The 21,877-nt window shown below is 68.1% G+C and carries 27 protein-coding genes; 8 read left to right on the top strand and 19 right to left on the bottom strand.

Features of this window, described 5'->3' with window-relative positions:
* From EV647_RS31710 to cobT, 4 genes are read right to left on the bottom strand one after another with little or no spacing between them, the layout of a single operon-like run.
* On the bottom strand, positions 1-525 hold the full coding sequence (locus tag EV647_RS31710) for a GNAT family N-acetyltransferase (protein ID WP_134009539.1): 525 nt from the start codon (positions 523-525) through the stop codon (positions 1-3).
* Between the two features lie 9 nt (positions 526-534).
* Complete coding sequence (locus EV647_RS31705) at positions 535-1,338, bottom strand: RNA methyltransferase (RefSeq protein ID WP_134009537.1); 804 nt, start codon at positions 1,336-1,338, stop codon at positions 535-537.
* Positions 1,335-2,603: a uroporphyrinogen-III C-methyltransferase gene (gene cobA, locus EV647_RS31700; RefSeq protein ID WP_134009535.1), complete on the bottom strand. Its 1,269-nt coding sequence runs from the start codon at positions 2,601-2,603 to the stop codon at positions 1,335-1,337. Before cobA ends, EV647_RS31705 begins: the two co-directional genes overlap by 4 nt.
* Positions 2,600-3,715: a nicotinate-nucleotide--dimethylbenzimidazole phosphoribosyltransferase gene (cobT, locus tag EV647_RS31695; RefSeq protein ID WP_238177492.1), complete on the bottom strand. Its 1,116-nt coding sequence runs from the start codon at positions 3,713-3,715 to the stop codon at positions 2,600-2,602. The genes cobA and cobT overlap by 4 nt, the downstream gene beginning before the upstream one ends.
* Before the next feature lie 89 nt (positions 3,716-3,804).
* Here cobT and EV647_RS31690 point away from each other — a divergent pair, with 89 nt between their 5' ends.
* Positions 3,805-4,335 carry a YbhB/YbcL family Raf kinase inhibitor-like protein gene (locus tag EV647_RS31690; RefSeq protein ID WP_134009533.1) on the top strand — a complete coding sequence of 177 codons (531 nt, stop codon included), beginning with the start codon at positions 3,805-3,807 and terminating at the stop codon, positions 4,333-4,335.
* 43 nt (positions 4,336-4,378) lie between these two features.
* Here EV647_RS31690 and EV647_RS31685 read toward each other — a convergent pair whose 3' ends face one another.
* Both EV647_RS31685 and EV647_RS31680 read right to left on the bottom strand, forming a co-directional pair.
* On the bottom strand, positions 4,379-4,798 hold the full coding sequence (locus EV647_RS31685; RefSeq protein ID WP_134009531.1) for a hypothetical protein: 420 nt from the start codon (positions 4,796-4,798) through the stop codon (positions 4,379-4,381).
* Between the two features lie 361 nt (positions 4,799-5,159).
* The gene (locus EV647_RS31680) at positions 5,160-5,537 is read right to left on the bottom strand and encodes a YchJ family protein (protein ID WP_134009529.1); all 378 of its coding nucleotides are present in this window, start codon (positions 5,535-5,537) and stop codon (positions 5,160-5,162) included.
* A gap of 49 nt (positions 5,538-5,586) precedes the next feature.
* On the opposite strand from EV647_RS31680, the gene EV647_RS31675 reads away from it, so the two are divergent.
* Positions 5,587-6,450 carry a nucleotidyltransferase domain-containing protein gene (locus EV647_RS31675; RefSeq protein WP_134009527.1) on the top strand — a complete coding sequence of 288 codons (864 nt, stop codon included), beginning with the start codon at positions 5,587-5,589 and terminating at the stop codon, positions 6,448-6,450.
* On the opposite strand, the gene EV647_RS31670 is transcribed toward EV647_RS31675, so the two are convergent.
* The 3 genes from EV647_RS31670 to EV647_RS31660 all read right to left on the bottom strand — a co-directional run bounded on the left by EV647_RS31670 (position 6,439) and on the right by EV647_RS31660 (position 8,791).
* Positions 6,439-7,386 carry a DNA glycosylase AlkZ-like family protein gene (locus EV647_RS31670; protein WP_166680474.1) on the bottom strand — a complete coding sequence of 316 codons (948 nt, stop codon included), beginning with the start codon at positions 7,384-7,386 and terminating at the stop codon, positions 6,439-6,441. The two genes, EV647_RS31675 and EV647_RS31670, sit on opposite strands and share 12 nt — an antisense overlap.
* Positions 7,387-7,700: 314 nt before the next feature.
* The gene (locus tag EV647_RS31665; RefSeq protein WP_134009523.1) at positions 7,701-8,207 is read right to left on the bottom strand and encodes a hypothetical protein; all 507 of its coding nucleotides are present in this window, start codon (positions 8,205-8,207) and stop codon (positions 7,701-7,703) included.
* Between the two features lie 104 nt (positions 8,208-8,311).
* Positions 8,312-8,791 carry a winged helix-turn-helix domain-containing protein gene (locus EV647_RS31660; RefSeq protein ID WP_166680473.1) on the bottom strand — a complete coding sequence of 160 codons (480 nt, stop codon included), beginning with the start codon at positions 8,789-8,791 and terminating at the stop codon, positions 8,312-8,314.
* Positions 8,792-8,840: 49 nt separating this feature from the next.
* Between EV647_RS31660 and def the strand changes: the two genes are divergently transcribed.
* Together def and EV647_RS31650 are read left to right on the top strand one after the other, a co-directional pair.
* Positions 8,841-9,479, top strand: coding sequence for a peptide deformylase (gene def / locus EV647_RS43190; protein WP_134009519.1), 639 nt, complete (start codon positions 8,841-8,843; stop codon positions 9,477-9,479).
* A gap of 10 nt (positions 9,480-9,489) precedes the next feature.
* Entirely contained in the window at positions 9,490-10,113 is a 624-nt protein-coding gene (locus EV647_RS31650) for a class I SAM-dependent methyltransferase (protein ID WP_166680469.1), read from the top strand.
* 21 nt (positions 10,114-10,134) lie between these two features.
* Here EV647_RS31650 and EV647_RS31645 read toward each other — a convergent pair whose 3' ends face one another.
* Positions 10,135-10,863 carry an SDR family oxidoreductase gene (locus EV647_RS31645; RefSeq protein WP_134009515.1) on the bottom strand — a complete coding sequence of 243 codons (729 nt, stop codon included), beginning with the start codon at positions 10,861-10,863 and terminating at the stop codon, positions 10,135-10,137.
* Positions 10,864-10,938: 75 nt separating this feature from the next.
* Here EV647_RS31645 and EV647_RS31640 point away from each other — a divergent pair, with 75 nt between their 5' ends.
* Entirely contained in the window at positions 10,939-11,316 is a 378-nt protein-coding gene (locus EV647_RS31640) for a MerR family transcriptional regulator (protein ID WP_134009513.1), read from the top strand.
* 21 nt (positions 11,317-11,337) lie between these two features.
* Here EV647_RS31640 and EV647_RS31635 read toward each other — a convergent pair whose 3' ends face one another.
* Positions 11,338-11,688: a MerR family transcriptional regulator gene (locus tag EV647_RS31635; RefSeq protein ID WP_134009511.1), complete on the bottom strand. Its 351-nt coding sequence runs from the start codon at positions 11,686-11,688 to the stop codon at positions 11,338-11,340.
* Positions 11,689-11,761: 73 nt separating this feature from the next.
* On the opposite strand from EV647_RS31635, the gene EV647_RS31630 reads away from it, so the two are divergent.
* Both EV647_RS31630 and EV647_RS31625 read left to right on the top strand, forming a co-directional pair.
* The gene (locus EV647_RS31630; protein ID WP_134009509.1) at positions 11,762-12,082 is read left to right on the top strand and encodes a multidrug efflux SMR transporter; all 321 of its coding nucleotides are present in this window, start codon (positions 11,762-11,764) and stop codon (positions 12,080-12,082) included.
* 4 nt (positions 12,083-12,086) lie between these two features.
* Complete coding sequence (locus tag EV647_RS31625) at positions 12,087-12,446, top strand: multidrug efflux SMR transporter (protein WP_134009507.1); 360 nt, start codon at positions 12,087-12,089, stop codon at positions 12,444-12,446.
* Between the two features lie 134 nt (positions 12,447-12,580).
* On the opposite strand, the gene EV647_RS31620 is transcribed toward EV647_RS31625, so the two are convergent.
* From EV647_RS31620 to EV647_RS31600, 5 genes are all read right to left on the bottom strand, one after another.
* Entirely contained in the window at positions 12,581-13,465 is an 885-nt protein-coding gene (locus tag EV647_RS31620; protein ID WP_134009505.1) for a carbohydrate ABC transporter permease, read from the bottom strand.
* Complete coding sequence (locus tag EV647_RS31615; RefSeq protein WP_134009503.1) at positions 13,465-14,421, bottom strand: carbohydrate ABC transporter permease; 957 nt, start codon at positions 14,419-14,421, stop codon at positions 13,465-13,467. The genes EV647_RS31620 and EV647_RS31615 overlap by 1 nt, the downstream gene beginning before the upstream one ends.
* The gene (locus tag EV647_RS31610; protein ID WP_134009501.1) at positions 14,418-15,701 is read right to left on the bottom strand and encodes an ABC transporter substrate-binding protein; all 1,284 of its coding nucleotides are present in this window, start codon (positions 15,699-15,701) and stop codon (positions 14,418-14,420) included. The genes EV647_RS31615 and EV647_RS31610 overlap by 4 nt, the downstream gene beginning before the upstream one ends.
* A gap of 215 nt (positions 15,702-15,916) precedes the next feature.
* Positions 15,917-18,052, bottom strand: a complete 2,136-nt coding sequence (locus EV647_RS31605; RefSeq protein WP_134009499.1) for a 3-hydroxyacyl-CoA dehydrogenase NAD-binding domain-containing protein — start codon at positions 18,050-18,052, stop codon at positions 15,917-15,919.
* Positions 18,053-18,057: 5 nt separating this feature from the next.
* Positions 18,058-19,278, bottom strand: a complete 1,221-nt coding sequence (locus EV647_RS31600) for an acetyl-CoA C-acetyltransferase (protein ID WP_134009497.1) — start codon at positions 19,276-19,278, stop codon at positions 18,058-18,060.
* A 62-nt stretch (positions 19,279-19,340) separates the two neighbouring features.
* Here EV647_RS31600 and EV647_RS31595 point away from each other — a divergent pair, with 62 nt between their 5' ends.
* The gene (locus tag EV647_RS31595) at positions 19,341-20,072 is read left to right on the top strand and encodes a MerR family transcriptional regulator (RefSeq protein ID WP_166679776.1); all 732 of its coding nucleotides are present in this window, start codon (positions 19,341-19,343) and stop codon (positions 20,070-20,072) included.
* 24 nt (positions 20,073-20,096) lie between these two features.
* On the opposite strand, the gene EV647_RS31590 is transcribed toward EV647_RS31595, so the two are convergent.
* From EV647_RS31590 to EV647_RS31580, 3 genes are read right to left on the bottom strand one after another with little or no spacing between them, the layout of a single operon-like run.
* A complete protein-coding gene (locus EV647_RS31590; protein ID WP_134009495.1) occupies positions 20,097-20,357 on the bottom strand; it encodes a DUF6510 family protein in 261 nt (86 codons plus the stop codon).
* Complete coding sequence (locus tag EV647_RS31585; RefSeq protein ID WP_238177491.1) at positions 20,354-21,085, bottom strand: ferredoxin reductase; 732 nt, start codon at positions 21,083-21,085, stop codon at positions 20,354-20,356. The genes EV647_RS31590 and EV647_RS31585 overlap by 4 nt, the downstream gene beginning before the upstream one ends.
* A gap of 8 nt (positions 21,086-21,093) precedes the next feature.
* A complete protein-coding gene (locus tag EV647_RS31580) occupies positions 21,094-21,690 on the bottom strand; it encodes a sulfite oxidase-like oxidoreductase (protein ID WP_134009491.1) in 597 nt (198 codons plus the stop codon).
* Positions 21,691-21,877: the final 187 nt, after the last annotated feature.

The raw sequence follows: 21,877 nt of genomic DNA, 5'->3' as shown, positions 1-21,877 counted from the left end.
TCAGACTACGCGCCGCCAGACGTCCGCCGTGAGCGAGTAGACGGTGGCGTCGAACGGTACGCCGTCGTCCTCGAGCACCGCCTCGTGGTCGAAGGTCATGCCGAGGCGGCGCATGACGGCGATGCTGCGCTCGTTGGGCGAGTCGGTGACGGCGATGATGCGCGGCAGCCCCATGGTCGCGAAACCGTGCTCCAGCCACGACGCCGCCGCCTCGGTCGCGTATCCGTGGCCCCAGTACTCCCGCGCCAGCCGCCACCCGATCTCGAGGTCGTCCGGGTACCACTGCTCCTTGCTCAGTCCGCAGGCGCCGAGGAACACACCGTCCGAGCGTCGCTCGACCGCGAGGAACCCGAACCCCTGTGCTTCGTAGAACGCATTGATCGCCCAGGCGGTCCGGTCCGAGTCCTCACGACTCATCGGCGGCCCGAGATACTGGGTGACCTCGGGATCCGCGTTCAGCGCGGCCCACGGTTCCAGGTCGGACTCGCGGAACGGGCGCAGTACCAGGCGTTCCGTCGTACGCATGAATCACCCTCAGCGAGTGGCGTAGAACGCTACTGCTGCTGAGGATGCCACGTTGAGGGAGTCGACGCCGCCGGCCATCGGGATGCGTACGGTCAGGTCTGCCTGTTCGAGCACATGCGGTTTGAGGCCGTGGCCTTCGGTGCCGAAGATCAGCGCGAGCTTGTCGTCCTTGCGGTCAGCGAGCTCGTCGAGCGTGATCGAGTCGTCGGCGAGCGCCATCGCGGCGGCGACGTACCCGCGGTCCTGCAGGTGCCGCAGGTCGCCGGGCCAGCTCTGCAGGCGGGTCCACGGGACCTGGAAGACGGTCCCCATCGACACCTTGATCGAGCGCCGGTACAGCGGGTCGGCGCACGTCGGCGTCACCAGGACCAGCCCGACGCCGAGCGCGGCGGCGGCGCGGAACCCGGCTCCGACGTTGGTGTGGTCAACGATCTCGTCGAAGATCGCGATCCGCCGTACGTCGTCCGTCAGGAGGTCCGGCAGCGGTACGGCGGGCTGCCGCTTGTACGACGCCAGCGCGCCGCGGTGCACGTGGAACCCGGTGACCTGCTCGGCCAGCTCCTCCGAGACGACGTACACCGGCTTGTCCGGCCATTTCTCCAGCACGTCCTGCAACGAGTCGAGCCACCGCGGCGCCAGCAGGAACGACCGCGGCTCGTACCCGGCGTCCGCCGCCCGGCGAATCACCTTGTCCCCCTCGGCGATGAACAACCCATGCTCTTCTTCGAGGAGCCGCCGAAGACTGACCTCTCGCAACCGAACGTAATCGGAAAGCCGCGAGTCGCCCGCGTCCTCGACCGGCACCAGCGTCACGCGGACTCCACGCCCGGTTCCGACCCGTCTCCCACGCCTTCGGCCGCGGTCGACCCGACGCGTGCCTGCTCGGCCACCTCCACCACGTTGCCGATGACAACGATCGCCGGTGCGCCGATGCCCTCGTCCGCCATCGCCTGTGCGATCCCGGCAAGGTCCGACGTGACCATCCGCTGCCCCGGAAGGGTGCCGTCGGCAATCGCCGCCGCGGGCGTCCCCGCCGGGCGACCACCCTCGATCAAGCGGGACGCGATCGCCGGCAGGTTCTCCACCGCCATCAGCAAGACCAGCGTCCCGTGCAACTGCGCCAACGCATCCCAGTTCACCAGCGAGTCCGGATGGGACGGCGGAATGTGTCCTGACACCACCGTGAACTCGTGCGTCACCCCGCGATGCGTCACCGGGATCCCGGACACCGCCGGCACCGAGATCGAGCTCGTGATCCCAGGCACCACGGTCCACGGGACCCCGGCCGCCGCGCACGCCAGCGCCTCCTCGAACCCGCGCCCGAACACGTACGGATCCCCACCCTTGAGCCGTACGACGACCTTCCCCTGCTGCCCGCGCTCCACCAGGATCCGGTTGATCTCCTCCTGCTGCGCGGCCCGCCCGCGTGGCAACTTCGCCGCGTCGAACAGCTCGACATCAGGATGCAGCTCGTCCAGCAACTGCTGCGGCGCCAGCCGGTCCGCGACCACAACATCCGCCTCGGCCAGCAATCGCCTCCCGCGCACGGTGATCAGATCCGGATCGCCCGGTCCCCCACCGACCAGGTACACCCCGGGCCGCCGGTCCACGTCCCGCGCCGCCAACTCACCGATCCGCAGCCCCTCGAGGATCGCGTCCCGTACGGCGGCCGACCGGCGGTGATCGCCACCGCCGAGAACGCCGATCGTCACGTTGTCGTGCTGCCCGGACGCCGGCGTCCACGCGGTGGCGCGGGACCGGTCGTCCGATCGCACGCAGAAGATCCGCCGTTCCTCCGCCTCCGCCGACACCTGATCGTTGACCGCGGCATCGTCCGTCGCGACTACGACGTACCAGGCTCCGTCGAGGTCACCGGCGGCGTACCCACGCTCGATCCAGGTCAGCGAGGGGTTGCCGAGCAGCCCCTCGATCGTAGGCGTGATCGACGGCGAGACGAGGTCGATCCGCGCCCCGGACTCGAGCAGCCGCGGCAACCGTCGCTGGGCGACTCCGCCGCCGCCGACGACGACCACGCGCCGTCCTTCGAGGACGAGACCGGACAGGTACTGGTTTGTCACGAAGATATCCCCGCGTCCTCGAACGTGGCCATCTCGGCGAGCGCACGGACAGCACAGGTCAGGATCGGGTACGCGAGCACCGCGCCGGTCCCCTCACCGAGCCGCAGGTCCAGGTCGACCAGCGGCTGCAGGCCGAGCTGCTTGAGCGCGACCGCGTGCCCAGGCTCGGCGGACCGGTGCCCGGCGACGCAGTAGTCGATGACGGCCGGGTGGAACGCCTGCGCCACCAGCGCGGCTGCCCCGGCGATCACGCCGTCCAGGATCACCGGGACCTTGTTGGCCGCGGCGCCGAGGATGTACCCGGCGAGAGCCGCATGCTCCAGACCGCCGTACGCCTGCAGAGCCTTGAGCGGTTCGGTCGGCGGTACGGCGTGGAGCACGAGAGCATCCCGTACGACGCCTGTCTTGTGGGCGAGCGCCGCGTCGTCGATGCCCGTCCCGCGACCCGTGACGGCGTCTGCGGTCGCGCCCGTGAAGGTCGCGATCAGCGCTGCCGAGGCGGTGGTGTTGGCGATGCCCATGTCGCCGCTCAGCAGGCAGCGGTAACCGTTCTGGACCAGCTCGTCAGCCAGGTCGAATCCGACCGCGATTGCTGCCCGTGCCTCGTCCTCGGTCAGCGCGTCGGTCTGCGAGAGGTCGCGCGTGCCCGGGCGGACCTTCGCGTGCACGATGTCCAGCTGCTCGACCGGGGTGGCGACACCGACGTCGACGACGCGGACGTCGACGCCGTTGTTCTTCGCGAACGCGTTCACGGCCGCGCCGCCGCCGGCGAAGTTCGCCAGCATCGCGGCGGTCACTTCCTGCGGCCACGGGGACACGTTCTGCGCATGGACGCCGTGATCGGCCGCGAACACCGACACCACGGCCGGGGCCGGCACTGCCTGCGTTCCGGTCATCCCGGCCACCTTCACGGACAGCTCCTCGAGCACACCGAGCGACCCGGCCGGCTTCGTCAGCTGCGCATGCCGCTCCTCGGCCGCCCGCATCGCTCCGGAATCCGCCGGAACAATCCGCTCCAGGTACTCCTCCAGCGCGCCGTCCATCGCGTCCTCCATCCGTTCCCGTCCACCGGTCCGGCCGACGGTCCCGTCGTACCGCTCCGATCTTCGCATCCTCGAGTGTGTCCCCTGGGACGGACCGACGGGATGTGGACAGTAATGTCGGGATCACCACATCCCGCGAGATCCCGGAGGGCTCACAGATGTCGCTTGATCGTCCCGTCGCACCGGACCCGTACGAACTCCTCCCGGAGGTCGGTTCGTTCACCGTCACCAGCACCGACGTCGCCGACGGCGAGCCGCTGTCCGACGACCACGCGTTCGCGGGCGGCAACACGTCGCCGCAGCTCAGCTGGTCCGGTTTCCCGGCGGAGACCAAGGCCTTCGTCGTGACCTGCTACGACCCCGACGCCCCGATCGTCTCCGGCTTCTGGCACTGGGTCCTGGTCAACCTCCCGGCCACGGTCACCGAGCTCCCCACCGGCGCCGGCACCACCGAACGCCTCGACAACGGCGCCTTCCACGTCCGCAACGACTTCGGCACCAAGTCCTTCGGCGGCGCCGCCCCACCCGCAGGCGACCAGATCCACCGCTACTACTTCGTCGTCCACGCCATCGACGTCGAAGCCCTCGACGTCGACTCCGACGCCTCCCCCGCAGTAGTCGGCTTCAACCTAGCCTTCCACACCCTCGCCCGAGCCATCCTCACCCCGACCTACCAGATCCCGGAGTAGTTCCGAGGGGAGTCGCCTCCACCGAGCCGGCTCCCCACCCGCCCTAGCTGGTCCTCCGAGCCTCGACCCGGTCGAAGGCGCCCGCGGGGTACACAAAGACCCGCTTGACGGTCTTGATCGGCTCCTTGGCACCGAGGATCGCTGTCCCCTTCGCACCTGGATGCAGGTAGAAGTTGCTCGAGTTCGACAGCTCGATGCCCTGGTTGTACTTCGCCACATCGCCGTCCTCAGTCGCGAACGCATCGCGCCAGATGTCGACGTAATCGCTGACGGACGTCGCCTCGATCTGCTGCCCGTCGTTCGTGACCACGACGACCTCGTACATGGTGATCGTGTCGTCGGACCTGTTGTCGACCTGCGCGATCAGGTACGTGATCGGTCGCGCCTTCGCCAGTCGGCGATAGTCGCCGTACCGCTCCAATCGCGGGTCCATGATGTTCGCAGGCACTTGAATCGTGCCCACCGCCCCTTGGTACGAGAACGCGTACGTCCCCGGCCCGGTCAATCTGGCCGGAGTCGATGTTGCGCTGTGTGGGCTGCTGACCGGCGGACTCACTGGTGAGCTGCGCGTCGCCGCGGGTGCTGTCGGCGGCGATGGCGGCGACACGCTGGTCGGCGACGCGGAACGCGCGTTGATGACGCACCCCGCACACATGACGAGCACGCCGGTGACCGCTACAAGCTTCGCACCGCGCCACGCGTGGACAATCCCCATTGCTCCCCCTCGCGGCACCGCCCCCAGCACCGCACCGGGCCATTATCGACCCGCCGGCGCCAAACGTATACCCCGGCTGTCATCGGGGTGGTGCGCTCCGGCTCGACCCTCAGAGGGCGGCGACGTAAACCCATTCGCCGGCTTCGCGGGTGAAGGTGCTGGTTTCGGATTGGGTGCCTGGGTTGCCGTTTCTGGTGTAGTGGGCGTGGAACTCGACCGTGCCTTCGCTGTGGAAGGGGCTGCCGCCGGTGGTGCTGACGATTTCCAGGCCGGTCCATTTCTGGCCTGGGGTGAAGTCGATCGTCGCCGGGCGGGTGGTGAGTGACCAGGTCCGGCGCAGGTACGCCGCATCGTTCATCACGAAGGCGGCGTACCTGGACCGCATCAGCTGCTCCGCCGTGGTGGCCGTCGCTTCGCCGCGGTGCAGGCGGCCGCAGCAGTCGGCGTACGGCAGGTCTTGTCCGCAGGGGCAGGTGGGAACTGGCATGTGCCGATTGTCCCCGATCCGTCGGCCGCCCCCGTGATCTACTGCGGTGATGGTGACCGAGGCGGCACGCTGGCGACGGCAGATGGTGCGGCCCGTTCTCGACTGGTACGCCGCTGTGGAAGGCGTCGACGCGGTGATGCTGGGTGGCTCGACTGCCCGTGGCGACGCGGATCGCTGGTCGGATGTCGAGATCGGCGTGTTCTGGCGACGGCCGCCGACGCCTGCTGAGCGTCTCGCGGTCGCGGGAGCAGCTGAGGTGCGGTTGGTGAACGTCGACGGTCCGCCGTGGGACGACCAGCTGTACCTGGGCGAGCCGCGGCCGGACGGGCTGATGGTCGAAGTCGCCCACACGCTGACGCAGACCGTCGAACGCGCCTTGGACGAGTTGCTCAAGGGCAAACCCGATGGCCAGGTCATGCAGTTGGCTCAGGGGATCATCGACGGCCGCGAGGTGATCGGGCCGCGGGCGGAGCTCATCGCGGGCTGGCAGGAGCGCGTGGCGACGTACCCACGTGATTTGGCGGTCGCCGTCGTACGGCACAACGGGAACATCGAGAAGTTCTGGCGCTGGCGGATGTTCTTCGAGCGCGACAACCCGCTCCTGGTCGCGCGCGAGTTCGTGCGCATGACCAACCAGCTTCTCAGCGTCCTCTACGCCCTCAACGGGCGGTACAGCGGTCACGTGCTCGCCTTCAAACGCCTCGACGCGCTCGACCTCCCCTTGGCGCCACCGTCTCTCGCCGCCCGCATCCGCGCCGTCTTCGACCGCCCCGCCCCCGAGGGCGCGCAGACCCTGCACGACCTCATCGAGGAGACCTTCGACCTCGTCGAACACCACCTCCCCGAAGTCGACGTCGACCTCCTACGTGCCACCTTCCACAGCGACCGCAAGCCGCTCGAGTCAGTGGACTGAGAGCCGCGGATCTCGAACCGGCAGGGTCGCGACCTCCGCGCACAGGTCGTCGTACTGCTCCTGACCGAGCTTCTCCGACAGCACCACGTCGACGTGGCCGCCTTTCCGGCCCCAAGCACCGACGATCCGCCCGTCGATCAGCAAACCGTTGGGATGGAAGGAGTCGGCAGCCGCGGTCAGGGCCCGCAGACCGGGCGCGATGAACCGGCCGTCGCGGTCGCGACCGAACAGCCGCAGATCCGGTGCCGCCAGCAACCGCAATCCACGCGGCGCCTCCGCCGACCACAGATGGTCCGCGTCGTCCCGAAGTACCCAGCCGGGTACGCCGTCGAAGTCGACCTCGACCAACTCATCGGCGATTGCATCCCACACCGCGCGCGCATCGGCCGGCGACATCCCGGACCACCACGTGAACACCTTCGGCGTTGTGGGCCCGAAGCAATGAACGTGCCGTCGGCAGAGCTCCAGCCGTGCGTCGGCCACGTCGATGTCCGGGCGCGGCACCTCACGCGCCCACAGCGACGTCGTGTCCCACCGCACCGCGATCCGCCCACTCGCACACGCCTCACGCAGCCCGTGAATCCCGGCCCCGCGCCGCTCCTGCCCACCCAGCGTCCGGCACACGTTTTCCGCGAGTACGTCGATCCGCCGCGAATCCAGCGGCATCCGCCCCAGCGTGAACACCCCGAAGTCCCGCAGCGGCAACACGTACACCGCCGCCCGCGGACTGTACGTCTGGATCAGCGACGGGTGCTCCCAGTCCGCCGGCGAACACCCCGCCATCCGCGCATGCAACCCGAGCAACGCGTCCCGCGGCGCAGTGTCCTGCAACCCGACGTACGCCGCCTCCTCATGCAAGCCCACCGGCAGCCGCTCGACCAGGTTGTTGACCCGCAGCCGGTAGGCAATCGCCTGCTCCCGCCTCACACTCCGCATAGCCCGACCGTAGCCAGAAAACACGCCACCGCCTGACCTGATTCCGAGGAGCACCGGCATGCTGAGGACTTCGCACGGCTCGGGTTCACCGAGTGGAACGGTCAGAGCGGGCTGGAGGTACGACGGGCAGCCGGTGACGTCTTGGCCGTCACGATCACCGTCGAGGTCGGCGTACTCGTCGATCCCCTGTACGACGCCGCGCTCGCCGCCGGTCTGGTCGGGTCGACGCCGCCCGAGGACACACCGTGATCCCGCCGCACGTTCGCCCTGGTCCTGTCCGAGGGCCACCGCCTGACGATCTCGGGGCCGTGCACTCAGCTGCGGAAGTCGTAGTTGTAGACCATGATCGCGCCGACGCCCAGGGCGAGAAGCGCGAGGATCAGGCCGATAGCTGCCGCTGGCTTTCCGCGGCGGTTGCCGGCGAGCCCTGCGATCGCCAGGGCCAGGGCCGGTAGGGCGAACGGGAAGGCCAGGTACTGGCGGATCGGGAACCGGTCGACGAGGTTCGAGAACGGCAGCAACGGCGCGACCAGCCCGGCCAGGCCGAGCAACAGCGCGAGGACACCCAGCACGGCCGAGCCCATCCGCCGATCGACTCCGGGCGGCACGGCGGCAACATGCTGCTGCGCGTGCTCCGGCCAAAGGTGCTGCGGGTACCCGTGGCCTGCGGGCGGAGGGGGCTGTTGCGGATAGGCGCTGGTCTGCCACTGGTGCTGGGCGGCACCTGATTGGGGATAGCCGGAGATGGGCTGCTGCCCATACCCGGGGGCGGGTGGGGGTACGGCGGGACGGGGATCCGGCTCCGCTGGGCGGTCGGTCATGGAAGCTCCACACTCGGGGGGCCAGGCGCGAACTTGTGCCTGCTGCGAATGGCATCTTCCCCGCTGACGCGGCAACTCCCGAGAAGGTTCCCCGACCTACGCAATTACTCCTCGCGCAGCGGGAAGGCGCGGATGATGACAGCGGTGGCGGTGCCGGAGGTTGGTTCGGTGGTGGTGAAGTCGCGGAGGACTCGGTGGAGACGGGCGCGGAGTTCGGCGAGTTCGCCGTCCGCGAGGCTGACGACCTCGCTGAACGCGAAGTCCTCGTCGTCGGAGGTTCTCGCGGCCAACCAGCTCGCGTACGAGGTGTCCTCGAGTTCGCGGTTGAGCGTCGACTGCTCCGCCCGCACCCGGCGCCACGGCTTCACGCGGCCCGCCGCGCCCGGCTCCGGCTCGATCACCCCGAGCGCCTCCAGCCGGCGCAGGTGGAACGAGCACGAGCCGGTGCTCTCCCCCAGCTCGCGCGCGGCGATCGTAGAGGTCGTCGTACCGTCCCGATCGATCAGCGCCAGGAGCGCTTCCCGCAGCGGGTGCGCGCGGACGACGTCCCGACGGTTCGGCGTACTGCTCTCCATGGCGGGCATCCTATCGACACCTTTGCAAAGCTCGTACTTTGCAGAGTACGGTCTTTGCATGCCGACGTACATCCTGGGCAGCCCGAGCCGTCGCCTGCCCGAGGTGACGGACGAGGTACGACGTGGCACGCCGCTGCGCATCACGGAGTACGGCGAGGAGATCCTGCACCGCCCGTGCCGGCCGGTGACCGAGTACGGCGCCGCGCGCTGGGGCGGGCTGATCGACGACATGTTCACGACGATGTGGATCGCCGAGGGCTGTGGCCTGGCCGCGAACCAGGTCGACGTCGACGCACAACTCTTCGTCTACGACCTCACCGACGAGTACGGCGACCGCCATGTCGGGCACGCCTTCAACCCGAGGATCGAGACCGCGCCCGCCCTGGTCGGCACCCAGCGCGGCACCGAAGGCTGCCTGTCCGTACCCGGTGCCAACGCCGTACTGGAGCGTCCGGCCCGCGCGACCCTGCACGCGTACGACGTCAACGGCCGCTCGTTCACGCTCGAGTCGACCGGCTACCTCGCCCGCTGCCTGATCCATGAAACCCAACACCTCGGCGGCACCGTCTACGTCGACCACCTCTCCCCCAGCGTCCGTGCTCACACACTGGCTCAATCAGCCGACCGACGCCCGTCCGTGCTGGACCATCGCGCCGATCGTCAGAATCAACTCGCCGCGCTTCGCCGAACGGGTTAGCGTCCTTGGCGTGGAGGGTCCGAAGCAGGTTGTACGGCGTGGGTACGACGTACTCTCGCGCCGGTACGACGACGCCACCGGCGCCGACTCGAAGTACGAGTCCTGGATCGACGAGCTGATCGCGCGACTTGGGACCACCGGCCGGGTGCTCGACGTGGGATGCGGCAGCGGCGTACCCGTGGCTCGCGCACTCACGGCCGCCGGGCACCACGTGGTCGGCGTGGACATCAGCGAGGTTCAGATCAGCCGCGCACGCGAACTCGTACCGCAGGCCGAATTCGTCAACGCCGACGCGATGTCGCTCGAGTTCCCACCCGAGTCGTTCGATGCTGTTGTCTCGCTCTACGCACTGATCCACCTGCCGCTGGACGAGCAGCAGCAACTCCTCGCGCGGATCGCCACGTGGCTCCGGCCCGGTGGTTGCTTCCTCTGTACGACGGGCCACACCGCGTGGACCGGCACCGAGGACAACTGGCTGGGCGGTGGCGCCCCCATGTGGTGGAGCCACACCGACACGGCGACGTACCGCAGCTGGCTCACGGCGGCCGGGCTCACCATCGACGCCGAATCCTTCGTCCCTGAAGGGTCCGGCGGGCACACGCTCTTCTGGGCTCACCGGCTTTCCGGAACATAACTGCCACCAGGTGACGGCACGTCAGGCGGTCGTCAGCGTTGCCAGGGCGCGGTCCATCGCGGCGTTGAACTCTTCGGGCGACAGCGACAGCCGGGACTTGATGTCCCTGCTCCACTGGTCGGCGAGGACTTCGGCGGCGCCCGCCTCGACACCGTCGAGCGCAGCGTCGGCCAGGTCCGACGGCGCGATTTTGTCCACGGGCCAGCCGGCCGCCATGTCGGTGTCTGCCAGGCCCAGGTGAACGCCCGTCACGATGGTGCCCTGCTCGGCGAGCTCCAGGCGGACGCTGTTGGTCATGGCCCACGCGGCGCCCTTGCTCAGATGGTAGGCGTGGCCGCCGCTGGTCCCGAACCACGACATCGCGGACAGGACGTTCACGATCGCACCCCCTCCGTTCCTGGCAAGGGCCGGCGCGAGCTCCCGGGTCAGACCCAGGGGGCCGAGCATATTGGTCTCCAACTCGAGCCGGATCGCGTCCAAGGAACCGGTCACGAGGTCGGTCCCCGTCTGGATGCCCGCGTTGTTGACAAGCAGCGAGACGTCGGGGGCCGCCGCGGCCGCTGCCCGCACGGACGCGCGGTCGGTGACGTCGAGGGCCAGCACCTCCACGCCGGGCAGGTCCACACTCTCGGGACGGCGAGCCGTGGCGTAGACCTTGCGCGCGCCCCGATCGAGGAGACGCTGGGCGAAGGCGCGACCCAGGCCTCGGTTGGCTCCGGTGACAAGGGCGACTGAGTTGTTGATGTCCATGCCCGGTACGCTAAAACCTGACGTTGACGTCAGGGGCAAGTGCTGGCCGCCGGAACCGATGTGAGAGGAGTCACCATGACCGTCACGGAGACGTCGGCCGAGCCGGTGCTCCGCATCGGGGAGGTGGCGCGGGGCGCCGGCGTCTCGGTACGCGCCGTGCGCTACTACGAGCAGCAGGGGCTGCTCACACCGGAGCGCAGCCCGTCGGGCCAGCGCCTCTATCGGCAGGACGCAGTCACCCTGGTGCGCTTCTTCCAGCAGATGTACGCCGCCGGCCTGACCAGCCAGAGGATCGCGGAGCTCCTGCCCTGCTGGGACTCCGGGCACACCGACGCCGAGCAGCGAGCCATGCTGCGTGCCGAGCGCGACCGCATCCAGGCCAAGGTCGACGACCTGCAGGCCGCCCTGGACCGCCTCGACGAGGTCATCGGGATCACGGACACGCACCCGTAAGACCTCCGGACAGGCCGCGTCTCAGCGGGGCGCGAGGGTTTCTTGGCGTAGCGCTTGGAGTACGTCGAGTTCGCGGTCGATCTCGCGGCGTTTCGTCTCGAGGCGCTGGACCTCCTGGGCGAGCAGCACCTCCAGTACGCCGGTGCGCTCTTCGGGTGGCGCGTCGAGGCACGGCAACAGCTCACCGATGATGGCACTGCCGAGCCCGGCCGCGAACAGGTGCTGGATCATCACGACCCGCTCGACCATCGACTCGTCGAAGTCGCGCCACCCGCCCGGGGTGCGACTCGAGCGGATCAGGTCCTGCTCCTCGTAGTACCGCAAAGAGCGTGTGCTGACGCCGGTGGCCTCGGCGAGCTCTCCGATCCTCATGCACCCAGTGTTGCACTTGACACCAGTGTGAAGTTCCACCCTCAAGGGGTCGCACTATCCCTGGAGGGACTTCATGCACTGGCTCTACCTCGCGATCGCCGTCGTGTTCGAGATCGCCGTGGCGATCTCGGCCGGCAAGGCGCAAGGCTTCAAACACCGCGGCTGGACCGCCGCGACCCTCGTCACCGGCGGACTCGGCACGTACTTCCTGAGCCGCGCCCTCCTCACCTTCGACGTCGGCGTCGGGTACGCCGTGTGGACCTCGCTCGCCGGCGTCGGCATCACCCTGCTCGGCGCGCTCCTCTTCGGCCAGAAACTGACCTGGCACAAGGCCATCGGTATCGCCCTGGTCATCGGCGGCGTCGTCGGGCTCCAACTCTCGAGCGGATCGTGATCGCATGAACGCCAAGCCTCAGTCGTCCCGCACCGCGTGGTTCACGCTGCTGCTCGCCGGCGCCTTCGAAGTCGGGTACGCGCTCTCGGTCGGAGGCAGCCACGCCTTCACCGTGTGGCAATGGTCCGTCGCGGCCGGCGTGTTCTTCCTGCTCACCCTCTGGGCCCTCAGCCAGGCCCTACGCACCATCGAGGTCAGCATCGGCTACGCCACCTGGGCAGGCCTCGGCTCAGCCGGCGCCGCCCTCCTGGGCCCGGTCTTCTTCGACGAATCCCTCACCCCCACCAAAACCCTCTGGCTGGCCGTCATCATCACCGGCGTCATCTACCTGAAACTCGCCGACCGCCAACCCACCCCCAGCTGACACTCCAGGTGGCGGGGAGCCTGGTGGACTCCCCGCCGGTTCGGAAAGCCTCGCCGGAGGCGGTGGTCGACGGGACAGATCGCGGCGCCGCCGGAGGCGGCCAACAAGACAGTCGCCGCGCAGCGGTGTCCGAGTCAGTCCTTGATGCCGGACTGGGTGACGCCTTGGATCAGGTAGCGCTGGAGGAAGGCGAAGATCAGGACCAGCGGGAGGATCGAGACGGCCACCGCCATGAACAGTTCGTGGATGTTGATGGTCTGGGCGGTGACGAACGTCGACATCGCCACCTGGATCGTCCACGACGACGAGTCCTGGCCGATCACGAGCGGCCACAGGAACGAGTTCCAGTTGCCGATGAACGTGATCGCCGCGAGTGCCGCGAAGAACGGCAGGGAGTTCGGTACGACGATCCGCCAGAACACCCCGAAGTACCCGGCGCCGTCGACCCGCGCCGCCTCCTCCAGTTCCTTCGGAAATCCGAGGAAATACTGCCGGAAAAGAAATGCTGCGAACCCGCTGAACAGCGTGGGAATGATCAGGCCACGCAGCGACGACACCCACCCGAGCGACGACACCACGATGAAGCTGGGGATGAACGTCACCGCTGCCGGGATCATCAGCGTCGCGACGATCGCGTAGAAGATCTTGTCCGCGTGCCGATAGGGAATGCGGGCCAGCCCGTACCCCGCCATCGATGCCAGCAGCAACTGTCCCGCCGTCCCCAGGATCCCGACCACAGCGGAGTTGTAGAGAGCCCGCGCGATCGGCACCTCGGTGTCGTTGAACAACTGGCTGATGTTCCCCCACTGCAGGTCCGACGGGAACAACGTCCAGTCCGGCGCCGTGATGTCCGCCTCGGTGGACAACGCGTTGCGCAGGATCAGGTAGAACGGCAGCAGGAACAGCACGACCGCGATGAACAGCGCGATCCAGCGCAGCACCGTCCCGATCCGGCCGATGGTGGTCCGGCTGAACCCGATCGGCTGCGGCGTTCCCGTCGTACGCTCCGAGGCAGCCATCAGTCACCCGCCTTTCCGAACCCGAAGATCCGGCTCTGCAGCAGCGTCACGAGCATGATGATCACCGCCAGGATGAGCGCACCCGCCGACCCGTGACCGAGGTCCTGGATCGAGCCCAGCGAGATGCCGTACAGGTACACCAGCGGCGGCCGTGCGTAGTTCACGTTCCCGATCAGGTTGTAGAACTCGTCGAACGCCTGGTACGCCGCGATCAGGTTCAGGATCAGTACGGCGACCGACGTCGCTCGCAGTTGCGGCAAGGTGATGTACCGGAACACCTGCCAGCCAGGATTCGCCCCGTCCACGTACGCCGCCTCGTAGAGCGCCGGCGAGATTCGCTGCAACCCGGCGATGAACAGGATCATGTAGAACCCGAGTTGCAGCCACAGTCGCACGGTGACGAGCGGAAGCCAGTACCACGGCGGATCGACCGTGGAGAGCCAGGCGATGTTGTCGATCCCGAACCAGCCGAGCACCGTGTTCGCGAGACCGAACCGGACGCCGTTGAAGATCGACAACCGCCAAATCAGCGACGCGACGACGTACGAGCAGGCCGTGGGCAGGAAGAACACCGACCGGAAGAAGGACCGGGCGATCTTCACCTGGTTGACCAGCAACGCCAGCGCCAGCGACAGCACGAACGTCAGCGGAACGATGAAGACCGCGAAGATCGTGAACGTGCCCAGGCTGGACAGGAAGTTGTGGTCGGTGAGCATGTCGACGTAGTTCTGCAGGCCGACGAACTTCGATGGCGTAGCCGTGTTGTACGCCTCGAAGAAGCTGAGGATCAGGCTCCAGATGATCGGCAGGTAGGAGAACACCAGCAGGCCGACCACGAACGGACCGACGAACAGCCAGAACGACAGCGAGTTTCCGGCGATCCCCTTGTGCCGCTTGGGGCGCCGCCGCTCACCGGTGGTGGCGGCATCCGTGGCGGTTTTGACCGAAGCGCTCATCCGAACAGCCGAGACAGCTCGCTGTTGACGGTTTTCTCGGTCTTGGCAATCTCGGCAGCGGGGTCGGCTCCCTTCTTGATGATGTTGGTGAGCATGTCACCGAACGCCGTGTTCATCTTCGGCGTCCAGGCCGGGTTGTCGGTGTAGCCGTAGTCCTGGGTCAGCTTGACCGTGTCGGCGGCGACGCCGCTCTGCAGCTTGGCGGCCTTGGCCGCGAGGCTCTTGCGCGGCGGGATGTGGAAGCCGTAGTTCAGCGACCAGTCCTCCTGGTACTCGGACTTGTCGATCCACAGCCACTTGACGTACTTCTTCGCCGCCTCGACGTTGGCGCTCTTGGCCGACACGAACTGCGTCCAGCCGCCGGAGTAGACGGCCGGCTTGGCCTGCGCGTCGAGTTTCGGGAACGGGATCACGCCGATGTCGTCGCCGAGCGCCTTCTGCATGCCCGGCACCGCCCACATCCCGATCCACTGCATCGCGACCAGACCCTGGTTGATCGCGGTCGGGTCCCACCAGTCCGTGGGGGCACCGAGCAGGATGCTCTTGCTGGCGTACAGCTCGTGCAGTTTGCCGAAGGCCTGGGCCGCGCGATCACCGGTGAAGCCGGGCTTGTTGTCCTTGGTCAGGAACTCCCCGCCGGACGAGTACAGGGCCGGACCACCCATGACGTTGCCGCCGTCGTTACCGACGTAGATGCCCTTCACCTTGTTCGTGGTGAGTTCCTTGGCCGCGGAGATCAGGTCGTCGATCGTCTCCGGCGGCTTGATCCCGGCCTTGTCCAGCAGGCTCTTCTTGTAGTAGATGACCTGCGGGTCGATGATCATCCGGATCCCGTAGATCTTGCCGTCCAGGGTGTTCGTGGCCAGGTCGCCGGGCTGGAAGTCGTCCTTGACGTCGGCCATGATGTCGTCCAGCGCCACCACCTGGTTGCTCTTCACCATGCTGATGTTGAAGTGGCCCTCGAAGACGTCCGGGCCCTTGCTGGACAGCAGGCCGGACGCGAGCTTGGCGTCGTAGTCACCCGGCGTCCACTGCACTGCGACGTTCGCGTCGGGGTACGCCTTGGCGTACTTCAGCGCCGCCTGCTGGGTCCCGGTCTCGCCGTACTGGTGGTACCACTGCGACAGGTTCGGCTTCGAGCCGCCGCTTCCCCCTCCGGACGACGGTCGGCCGGTGTTGCCACCACAGGCCGCGGTGAATGCGGCGAGGGCGGCCAGGCCGCCGGTTCGCTTGAGCAGGTCGCGCCGGGACAGTCCGGCGTTCGGAACATGAGCAGGCATGAATTCCACCTTCCCGAGAGGGAACGTCGCAGGGGACGCACGGTTCCGAGGTACTTAACGGTGTTAAGCATCTCCGAGTTCTGGCACACGGTACTGCAGGTCAATCGTTGTAGAAGTGGCAGCACAATGGCTCAAAAGCGCGCCCGGCGCAAGACCGGGCGCGCTGCTATTTGTTCGAATGTGTGGAATTTGCTTGAGTTGGTATCGGCCCGTGATCAGCCGAAGATCTCGCCCGCCGCCGCCTTCCGGTCCAGCAGGGCCGGCGGTTCGAAGCGGGCGCCATACGTCGCTGCCAGTTCGCGTGCACGTTCTGCGAACTTCTGCACACCATAGGCGTTCACGTACTGCAACGCGCCGCCGTGCAGCGGCGGGAACCCGATGCCGAAGATCGACCCGATGTTGGCGTCCGGCACCGAGCGCAACACGCCCTCGTCGAGGCATTTCACCGTCTCGAGCGCCATCGCGAACAGCATCCGCTCCTGCAGATCGATGAGCGGGACGTCGGCGCCGGCAGCGAAGTGCTCCCGCAACCCAGGCCACAGATGCTTCGGGCCGTCGGCCGGGTAGTCGTAGAACCCCGCACCGGCCGCCTTGCCGCGCCGGCCGAACTCGTTGACGAGCCGGTCGGTCACCGCCATCCCAGGATGGTCGTCGAACGCGCCCGCGCTGTCACCCGCCGCCCGAGCGGCGTCCCGGATCTTCTGCGGCAGCGTCAGCGTCACCTCGTCCAGCATCGCCAGCGGCGGCGCCGGGAACCCGGCCTGGGTCGCGGCGCGCTCGATCATGACCGGGTCGACCCCCTCGGCGACCATCGCGGCGCCTTCCATGACGAGCGTGCCGAACACGCGCGACGTGAAGAACCCACGGCTGTCGTTGACCACGATCGGCGTCTTCTTGATCTGCCGTACGACGTCGTACGCCTGCGCGATCGCCCGGTCCGAGGTCTTCTCCCCCACGATCAGCTCGACCAGCGGCATCCGGTCGACCGGCGAGAAGAAGTGCATGCCGATGAAGTCGTCCGGCCGGTCGACGCCGTCGGCGAGCGCGGTGATCGGCAGCGTGGAGGTGTTCGAGCAGAGCAGCGCGTCCGGCTCGACCACGTCGGCGATCTCCGCGAACACCTTCTGCTTGAGCCCGCTGTCCTCGAACACGGCCTCGATCACCAGGTCGCACCCGGCCAGGTCGTTCGGGTCCCCGGTCGGCGTGATCCGGCTCAGGAACTCCGTGACCTGTTCGGCCGAAGTCCGGCCTTTCGCGACCTGTTTCGCCAGCAGCTTCTCGGAGTATTCCTTTCCGCGCGCAGCCGCCTCCAAAGAAACATCTTTGAGCACAACCTCGAGACCGGCCTTCGCGCACACATAGGCGATTCCCGCGCCCATCATCCCGGCGCCGAGCACACCGACCTTGCGCGCCGCGTACTTCGGTACGCCGGCGGGCCGCGACCCACCCGCGTTGATCGCCTGCAGGTCGAAGAAGAACGCCTGGATCATGTTCTTCGCGATCTGTCCGGTCGCCAGCGACACGAAGTACCGCGACTCGATCCGTGAGGCGGTCTCGAAGTCGACCTGGCTGCCCTCGACCGCGGCGCTCATGATCGCCCGCGGCGCCGGGTACGGCGCGCCTTTGAGCTGCTTGCGCAGGTTCGCCGGGAACGCGGGCAGGAACGCGGCCAGCTTCGGCGAGGACGGCGTACCGCCGGGGATCTTGTACCCGTCGCGGTCCCAGGGCTGTTTGGCATCACCGTCGTACGTCGAAATCCACCGGCGGGCCGCGTCGAGCAGGTCCCCGGCCGGCACGACCTCGTCCACGATGCCCACACTCGCCGCGTGCGCGGGCTTCATCCGCTGGCCCTGCAGCAGCACCTTCATCAGCGCGTCCTGCAGTCCGAGCATCCGGACCGTGCGGGTCACTCCCCCGCCGCCGGGCAGTAGGCCGAGCGTCACCTCGGGTACGCCGATCTCGATCCGGTTGTCGTCGGCAACGATCCGGTGGTGGCAGGCGAGCGCGATCTCGAGCCCGCCGCCGAGCGCGGACCCGTTGATCGCGGCAACGACCGGGACGCCCAACGTCTCCAGGGTCCTGAGCTGCCGCTTGACCTCCTCGATCGTCTCGAACACCTGCGCGGCGTCCGACGGCTGGATCTGCGACAGCTGCTGCAAGTTGCCGCCGGCAAAGAACGTCGACTTCGCCGACGTCACGATCACGCCCTTGATCAGCGCCTTCTCGGCGACCAGGCGTTCGACCGTCCGGCCCATTGCCTCGACGTACGCGTCGTTCATCGTGTTCGCGGAGGCGTCCGGGTCGTTCATCGTCAGCGTGACGACACCGGCGTCGTTCTTCCACTCGATCATGCTGTTCACGCTGGGAGCCTTTCGATGATCGTCGCGACGCCCATCCCGCCGCCGACGCACAGGGTGGCCAGTCCGTAGCGGAGTTCGCGGCGCTCCAGCTCGTCCAGCAGGGTTCCGATCAGCATCGCGCCGGTGGCGCCCAGCGGGTGGCCGAGGGCGATCGCGCCGCCGTTCACGTTCACCTTCTCGTGCGGTACGCCGAGATCCTTCATGAAATGCATGACCGCGGCCGCGAACGCCTCGTTCATCTCGAACAGGTCGATGTCGTCGACCTCGAGCCCGGCCCTGGCCAGCGCCTTGCGGGCGGCCGGCGCCGGGCCGGTCAGCATGATCGTCGGATCCGCGCCGCTGACGCCGGTCGCGACCACCCGGCCGCGCGGCGCCTGACCGAGCGCCGCGCCGGCCTTCTCGTTGCCGACAGCAACCAGGGCCGCACCGTCGACGATGCCCGACGAGTTACCCGCATGGTGCACATGCGAGATCCGCTCGACGGTCAGGTACTTCTCCAGCGCGACCGAGTCGAACCCGCCGTGCTCCCCGATCGCCGCGAACGACAACGGCAGCCCGGCCAGCGTCTCGACGGACGTCCCGGGCCGGACGAGCTGGTCGTGGTCCAGGATCCGCAGGCCGTTGCGATCGACGACCGGTACGACGGAACGCGCGAAGTACCCGTTCGCCCACGCCTTCGCGGCCCGCGCGTGCGACTCGGCGGCGTAGGTGTCGACGTCGGTCCGGGAGAAGCCGTCGATGGTCGCGATCAGGTCCGCGCTGATGCCCTGCGGGATGAACCCGGTCTCGAGGGCGGTCTCCGGGTCCATCGCCCAGGCGCCGCCGTCGGAGCCCATCTTCACGCGGGACATCGACTCGACGCCGCCGGCCAGGATGAAGTCCTCCCAGCCGGACCGCACCCGCTGCGCTGCCTGGTTGACGGCCTCGAGGCCCGAGGCGCAGAAGCGGTTCAACTGCACGCCACCGGTCGTCTCGGGATAGCCGGCCATCAGTACGGCGGTCCGCGCGATGTCCATGCCCTGGTCGCCGATCGGCGTCACGACCCCGAGCACCACGTCGTCGATGGCAGCCGGATCCAGGTCGGGATGCCGGGTCCGCAGCTCCTGCAGCAGTCCGGTGATCAGCTGGATCGGCTTGACCTCGTGCAGCGCACCGGTGGGCTTGCCCTTGCCGCGCGGTGTCCGAATCGCGTCGTACAGAAAGGCTTCGCTGGTCATAGGGGTGATTGTGACAGTAACGCTGTCATGGTGGTCAAGTGGGGGCCGTTATGATCTCCGCCATGTCGGAAGTGGCGGGGGACGCGACCCTGACGGTCGATGAGCTGTCGACCCGGGTCGGGATGACGGTGCGCACGTTGCGGTTCTATGCGGGGCGCGGGCTGATTCCGCCGCCGATCCGGCGCGGGCGGGTCGGGTACTACGGACCGGAGCACATCGCGCGGCTCGACCTGGTGCGTGAGCTACAGGCGCACGGGTTCACGCTGCAGGCGATCGAGGGGTACCTGGACCGGATCCCCACCGACGCGACACCGCAGGACATCGCGCTGCACCGGACGCTGCTGACCCCGTGGATGCGCGATCTGCCCGAAACGCTTGATCGCGCGGCACTGGTACGGCGTACCGGCCGGGAGCTGAACGACGACGACATCGAGATGCTGGTGGCGCTCGGGGTGGTCGAACCGACACCGGACGAGGACGTGTTCCAGGTCGCGACCGCGCATCTGAGCCTCGGCGTCGAGCTGCTCGACCTGGACCTCCCGGTCGAGGCGGTGCTGGACGCCGGCCGGATCTTCACCGAGCACGGCCGCGCGATCGCCGAGGAACTGACCGAGGTGTTCCGCACCAAGGTCTGGCCCCACTACCGCGACTCCGGCGGCCCCCCGGAGCACATCCAGCAACTGGTAGAACGCTTCAAACCAGTCACCATCCAAGGCCTGGTCCTGGCCTACGAACGAGCCGTAGGCGAAACCCAAAGAGACACCATCCGCCGAACCCAGCAAAAACCCCGCTGACCCCCCAACATGCCCCCGGGTGTCCTACGAGTTGGGGACTCGGAGGTAGGTGAGGCCTCGGAGGTCCAGGTAGGTGTTGGTGGGGGTCGTTACTACGCGGAGCAGGACCGTGTCGCAGCCGGCGCAGCGGGCGACTGTGCCGGGGGCGTCGACGTACACGCGGGACTCGGCGAAGACGGTGGTGTTGCCGCAGCCGTTGCACTGGGCAATGGCTGCGGTGAGGTCGACCGCGAACAATTCACTGAGGGCCCCCGCGGCGGCGTTGCCGTCCAAGTAGTTGCTCATCGAGGTCCTCCTGTCGGGCCGAAGCGTTCAGTTCTGACGCGGGCCGGATCGTGTCCGGCCGCAACCAGCAGGTTCGCCACCGTTTCCACGAACGGCGTCGGCCCGCACACGTACGTCGTCGCGCCGTCCTCGGGCTTGAACGCGTACTGCTCGATCAGCTCCGCGTCGATCCGCCCCACCCGAGGCTCCCCGGCCGGCGCCTCCCGCGTGTACACGAGCCGTACGTCGACATTGTCCGAGGCGGCCAGGTCCTTCAGATCGCTCACGTAGATCACCGACTCCGGCCGCCGCACGGAGTACAGCAACCGCGCCGGCGTCGTACCAGCGACCGCATGAGCCTGCAGCATCGCCCGCAACGGCACGACGCCCGATCCCCCGCCGATCAGCTGCACCGGCCCTTCCTGCTCGGGCGTCCACACGAACCACCCGCCGACCGGTCCCCGGATCTCCAACGGATCCCCGACCTTCAGCACGTCGACGAGGTACGGCGACACCTCGCCGCCAGGCACCTGCTCGACGGTCAGCTCGATCGTCGAGCCGTGCGAACCGTCCCAGGCCGACGCGACCGAATACGACCGCGATGCGCGGTACCCGTCCTCCGCGGTCAGCCGTACGTCGAGATGCTGCCCCGCGAGATGCCCCGGCCAGTCCGGTACGTCGAGCACGATCGTGCGAGCCGTCCCGGTCTCCCGCCGTACGTCGGTCACCGTGGCGATCTGCCAAGACATGCGCGCGGTCAGTCGCCGGCGTATCGCTGTTCTTTCCATGGGTCTCCGTACTCGTGATAGCCGGCGGTCTCCCAGAAGCCGAGGTCCTCGGTGTCGGACAGCACCAGGCCCCGGACCCATTTGGCGCTCTTCCAGAAGTACAGGTGCGGAACGAGCAGTCGCGCGGGCCCGCCGTGCTCGGGGTCCAGGGGCTCACCGTCGTACTCGTAGGCGATCCAGGACTGCCCGTCGAGCAGGTCGTCGAGCGGCAGGTTCGTGGTGTAGCCGCCGTAGCTGTGCGCCATCGCGAAGTCTGCGCCGGTCTCGACGTCCGCGAGCAGCGTGTCGAGCGAGACGCCTTTCCAGGTTGTCTGCAGTTTGGACCACCGTGTCACACAGTGGATGTCCTTGGTGATCTCCTCGGCCGGCAGCGCCATCAGGGCCGCCCAGTCCCACTTGTACTTCTCGCCGGTCTCCGTGGTGACCGTGAACTCCCAGTGATCGGTCAGGATGTGCGGGGTCGGCCCCGCCGACAGCACCGGGAACTCGTGCGTCAGGTACTGCCCCGGCGGCAGATCCTTCCCACCCCCGCGCCGACCGGTGAATCCTGGCGACACGATGCCCATAACGACCTCCCTCGGCTCCTGGACGCAGTCAATCACGCTCTCCCCGCGCGCGGGGAGAGCAGCGGGCCGAACACGCGGCTAGACTCCGAACGACGGATGAGTAGCGCCGCATCGGGTACCGGTCATGATCAGGCGGCTGGACCGGCGGAGTGGACATGGGCGTGGCCGCACAGAGTCTCTCGGTGGC

It is taken from the genome of Kribbella sp. VKM Ac-2566, from assembly GCF_004366005.1.
GTDB lineage: Bacteria > Actinomycetota > Actinomycetes > Propionibacteriales > Kribbellaceae > Kribbella > Kribbella pratensis.
The sequence above is the reverse complement of the archived record's forward strand: the minus strand, read 5'-3'. Positions and strand labels throughout refer to the sequence as shown.

What these genes read in the sequence shown, in the direction of transcription:
- EV647_RS31710 (WP_134009539.1), bottom strand. Translation starts at nt 525, where the DNA reads ATGCGTACGACGGAACGCCTGGTACTGCGCCCGTTCCGCGAGTCCGAC.
- EV647_RS31680 (WP_134009529.1), bottom strand. Translation starts at nt 5,537, where the DNA reads ATGCCAGTTCCCACCTGCCCCTGCGGACAAGACCTGCCGTACGCCGAC.
- EV647_RS31580 (WP_134009491.1), bottom strand. Translation starts at nt 21,690, where the DNA reads ATGGGCATCGTGTCGCCAGGATTCACCGGTCGGCGCGGGGGTGGGAAG.
- EV647_RS31610 (WP_134009501.1), bottom strand. Translation starts at nt 15,701, where the DNA reads ATGCCTGCTCATGTTCCGAACGCCGGACTGTCCCGGCGCGACCTGCTC.
- EV647_RS31660 (WP_166680473.1), bottom strand. Translation starts at nt 8,791, where the DNA reads ATGCCCGCCATGGAGAGCAGTACGCCGAACCGTCGGGACGTCGTCCGC.
- EV647_RS31615 (WP_134009503.1), bottom strand. Translation starts at nt 14,421, where the DNA reads ATGAGCGCTTCGGTCAAAACCGCCACGGATGCCGCCACCACCGGTGAG.
- EV647_RS31645 (WP_134009515.1), bottom strand. Translation starts at nt 10,863, where the DNA reads ATGGACATCAACAACTCAGTCGCCCTTGTCACCGGAGCCAACCGAGGC.
- EV647_RS31630 (WP_134009509.1), top strand. Translation starts at nt 11,762, where the DNA reads ATGCACTGGCTCTACCTCGCGATCGCCGTCGTGTTCGAGATCGCCGTG.
- EV647_RS31640 (WP_134009513.1), top strand. Translation starts at nt 10,939, where the DNA reads ATGACCGTCACGGAGACGTCGGCCGAGCCGGTGCTCCGCATCGGGGAG.
- EV647_RS31675 (WP_134009527.1), top strand. Translation starts at nt 5,587, where the DNA reads ATGGTGACCGAGGCGGCACGCTGGCGACGGCAGATGGTGCGGCCCGTT.
- cobT (WP_238177492.1), bottom strand. Translation starts at nt 3,715, where the DNA reads ATGCGAAGATCGGAGCGGTACGACGGGACCGTCGGCCGGACCGGTGGA.
- EV647_RS31620 (WP_134009505.1), bottom strand. Translation starts at nt 13,465, where the DNA reads ATGGCTGCCTCGGAGCGTACGACGGGAACGCCGCAGCCGATCGGGTTC.
- EV647_RS31600 (WP_134009497.1), bottom strand. Translation starts at nt 19,278, where the DNA reads ATGACCAGCGAAGCCTTTCTGTACGACGCGATTCGGACACCGCGCGGC.
- def (WP_134009519.1), top strand. Translation starts at nt 8,841, where the DNA reads ATGCCGACGTACATCCTGGGCAGCCCGAGCCGTCGCCTGCCCGAGGTG.
- EV647_RS31670 (WP_166680474.1), bottom strand. Translation starts at nt 7,386, where the DNA reads ATGCGGAGTGTGAGGCGGGAGCAGGCGATTGCCTACCGGCTGCGGGTC.
- EV647_RS31690 (WP_134009533.1), top strand. Translation starts at nt 3,805, where the DNA reads ATGTCGCTTGATCGTCCCGTCGCACCGGACCCGTACGAACTCCTCCCG.
- EV647_RS31585 (WP_238177491.1), bottom strand. Translation starts at nt 21,085, where the DNA reads ATGTCTTGGCAGATCGCCACGGTGACCGACGTACGGCGGGAGACCGGG.
- EV647_RS31665 (WP_134009523.1), bottom strand. Translation starts at nt 8,207, where the DNA reads ATGACCGACCGCCCAGCGGAGCCGGATCCCCGTCCCGCCGTACCCCCA.
- EV647_RS31605 (WP_134009499.1), bottom strand. Translation starts at nt 18,052, where the DNA reads ATGATCGAGTGGAAGAACGACGCCGGTGTCGTCACGCTGACGATGAAC.
- EV647_RS31590 (WP_134009495.1), bottom strand. Translation starts at nt 20,357, where the DNA reads ATGAGCAACTACTTGGACGGCAACGCCGCCGCGGGGGCCCTCAGTGAA.
- EV647_RS31635 (WP_134009511.1), bottom strand. Translation starts at nt 11,688, where the DNA reads ATGAGGATCGGAGAGCTCGCCGAGGCCACCGGCGTCAGCACACGCTCT.
- EV647_RS31595 (WP_166679776.1), top strand. Translation starts at nt 19,341, where the DNA reads ATGTCGGAAGTGGCGGGGGACGCGACCCTGACGGTCGATGAGCTGTCG.
- EV647_RS31625 (WP_134009507.1), top strand. Translation starts at nt 12,087, where the DNA reads ATGAACGCCAAGCCTCAGTCGTCCCGCACCGCGTGGTTCACGCTGCTG.